3 protein-coding genes and 2 pseudogenes are annotated in these 2,832 nt (G+C 35.9%); 2 read left to right on the plus strand and 3 right to left on the minus strand.

The annotated features are described in order from the left end of the window. Nucleotides 1-137: 137 nt before the first annotated feature. Nucleotides 138-392 (minus strand): annotated as a pseudogene (gene istB, locus FTV42_RS16055) (IS21-like element ISAba8 family helper ATPase IstB); the annotation flags it as partial. A 77-nt stretch (nt 393-469) separates the two neighbouring features. On the opposite strand from istB, the gene FTV42_RS16060 reads away from it, so the two are divergent. Then, a protein-coding gene (locus tag FTV42_RS16060) for an IS3-like element ISAba14 family transposase (RefSeq protein WP_373683240.1) occupies nt 470-1,614 on the plus strand; the annotation gives its coding sequence in 2 pieces (ribosomal slippage) (nt 470-734 and nt 734-1,614; 1,146 coding nt in all). Between the two features lie 172 nt (nt 1,615-1,786). Here FTV42_RS16060 and FTV42_RS16065 read toward each other — a convergent pair. Continuing rightward, nucleotides 1,787-2,008, minus strand: coding sequence for a helix-turn-helix transcriptional regulator (locus FTV42_RS16065; RefSeq protein ID WP_004658364.1), 222 nt, complete (start codon nt 2,006-2,008; stop codon nt 1,787-1,789). A 194-nt stretch (nt 2,009-2,202) separates the two neighbouring features. Between FTV42_RS16065 and FTV42_RS16070 the strand changes: the two genes are divergently transcribed. Next, the gene (locus FTV42_RS16070; protein ID WP_004658363.1) at nt 2,203-2,454 is read left to right on the plus strand and encodes a hypothetical protein; all 252 of its coding nucleotides are present in this window, start codon (nt 2,203-2,205) and stop codon (nt 2,452-2,454) included. A 252-nt stretch (nt 2,455-2,706) separates the two neighbouring features. On the opposite strand, the pseudogene FTV42_RS17725 reads toward FTV42_RS16070, so the two are convergent. Continuing rightward, a pseudogene (locus tag FTV42_RS17725) lies at nt 2,707-2,832 on the minus strand (antitoxin HicB); the annotation flags it as partial.

Here is a 2,832-nt window from a genome sequence, read left to right on the forward strand (position 1 = left end):
AGGTCAGGTGGCCTAACTTAAATAAAAAAGTCTCCGACAAACCCGGTACGGTTCAATTTCTGGAACCAGAATTCATACCAAAATTTAAGTGCGAGCATTGTCAACGGCATTCTAAAATTGACCCCTTTGATCTCGTATTAAATTTCAACCTGGGGCTGAATCCCAATTCTTTTTTTATCCTTCAAACGATAACTCTCACCCGATATTTGTACCACATGACAGTGATGCAATAACCGATCTAACATCGCAGCGGTCAACGTGACATCATCCGCAAACGACTTAGACCATTGGCTAAAGGGTAAGTTACTCGTCAATATCGTACTGCCTTTTTCATAACGCTTGGCAATCACGTTAAAGAACAGATTCGCTTCTTCACGTCCAAACGGTAAATAAAGAGATGGATCCGGAAATTTGAACAACTCCTATAAGTGATATTCTGCTCCTCAAATGATGTTATAAACATCAATATATGGAGTATTTTATGGCACGTAGACCAAGAAGAAATCATTCAAATGACTTTAAAGCTAAGGTAGCACTTGCTGCGATCAAAGCAGAAAAAACACTTGCTGAATTGAGTGCTGAGTTTGATGTTCATCAAAACCAAATTATTGACTGGAAAAATCAATTGATCTCAGCTTCCTCACAAGCTTTCGATCAATCAAAAGCTCCATCAGAACCACCCATCGATCTAAAAAAACTACATGCAAAAATCGGTGAGCAGGCATTAGAAATTGATTTTTTAGAAGGTGTGTTGAAGAAACTGGGCCGCTTCAACCACAAAAGTTAATCGATCACTCACTTCAGATTTCAGTATCTAAACAAGCTAAGTTACTGAAAGTCTCTCGTGGTTGTTATTATTATCGCCCAAAACCTGTTAGCTCATCAGATCTGAAGCTGATGCGATGTATTGATGAATTACATATGCAATATCCTTTTGCAGGCAGTCGTATGATGCGTGATTTGTTGAATCGTCAAGGGCATCATATAGGACGACGTCATACACGTACTTTAATGAAGAAAATGGGTATTCAGGCGTTATATTGCAAACCAAATTTAAGCCAGGCTAATCAAGCTCACCGTAAATATCCATATCTGCTCAAAGGATTGGCTATTCAGCGCAGTAATCAAGTGTGGTCTACGGATATAACGTATATCCCTATGGCAAAAGGCTTTGTTTATTTATGTGCTGTGATTGATTGGCATAGCCGCAAGGTACTTGCGCATAGGGTATCGATTAGTATGGAGGTGGATTTTTGTATTTCGGCTTTAAATGAAGCGATTGAAAAATATGGATCACCTGAAATATTGAATACAGACCAAGGCAGTCAGTTCACCAGTGATGCATTTATTGATGTATTGAAATCAAATGGCATTCAAATCAGTATGGATGGTAAAGGTCGATGGGTAGATAATGTGATGGTTGAACGATTATGGCGGAGCGTTAAATATGAAGAGGTGTATCTCAAAGCTTATAGCAGTGTCACAGATGCGAAAAAGCAATTGAGTGCATATTTTGAGTTTTATAATCTGAAACGACCTCATTCGAGTCTAGACAAAATGACACCAAATGAGTTTTACTATGATCAGCTACCCCAACAAAACAAGGTGGCTTAACTAGAGCGGAATATCACTTATAAATACGCTTTTAGTTGTTCAAACAAGTGGAACCACCTCTGTTTGTAATGATATTTTATAAAATTCAATATTAGATCTGCAGAGAAAAACTTATCAAACTAAGTATTGGCTAGTCTTTTTCTTCGAAAAACTTATCAAACGAAGTATTAAGTTAATCTTTTTCTTCAACTTCTTCCTTAAACTCAAACAAATCATTCATCGTACAGTTAAAGTACTTACACAACTTATCGGCGACTGGTAATTCAATACGTACAGCACGGTCATAATACATACTTGTGAGCGTGTTGCGATTGATACCTGTTGCATGCACCACTTCACTTAATTTTAAAATTTTTCTATCGCCCATGAGGCTAGATAACTTACAAGTAATCATATTTAAATTAATTTACAAAAAATAACTTGCTGTGGGTTATTTGAAGTTGTTGACTGAGTAATACTTTGCTAAAATTAACCTACAGCAGGTTATTACAACTTATAGAAAGTATATTTTATCCATTTCAACTAAATTATAACTTTTTAAATATAAGGATTGAACCTGCATTAGATTATTTTGTGGAGATGACCGCCGTGTTACCAAATGAGTTATTGATCAGCCAGCAAGCTCGTGACTTAGGAAATCAATTAATTAAAGAAATGAACATCAATAGAAGTTATGGAATGGCTAATTTTCTTGGAGTAAATACTTGCTATGATAATCATCAGGCTGTACTTATTTGGACATTTCAACTGCTTGAAAGGGAACCTGCCTTAAATGAATTAGCAGAAATTAAAAAATATTTTCTTTTAATCTTTCCAGATAGTGTTTATCAATTAGCCTAAGTTGTTTTTAAAATTAATTTATTAAATAAAAAGCACTAAATCAAAGAAAGCTTTATTTAAAAATACCTATTAATTCAAAAACATACCATTTACTGAATATATGAAGCATAGGTTCCTGCTCTATCACTCACTCGTACTAAAATTACATCGCTCTTTTTACTGATACTAAACAATTTATGTCCACGCCACGTTCTGCGGCTTCGAGGGCTAGTTTTTGTTGAACCACTGAGAACAAGGACAACAAACTGCCTACTATATTTTCCCGGAGAGTGGTGTAGGAACTTTTTCATTATTGCTAATCATATCAGCGACAACATCAGCAACGAGCTCCTCTATTCCTGAGAATGCTTTAGACTGATCCGCATCAAGCCAAGACAA

It is taken from the genome of Acinetobacter sp. YH16052 (genome assembly GCF_013417155.1).
Lineage (GTDB): Bacteria > Pseudomonadota > Gammaproteobacteria > Pseudomonadales > Moraxellaceae > Acinetobacter.

Coding starts and splice junctions, on each gene's coding strand:
- FTV42_RS16065 (WP_004658364.1), bottom strand. CDS start 2,008: ATGATTACTTGTAAGTTATCTAGCCTCATGGGCGATAGAAAAATTTTA.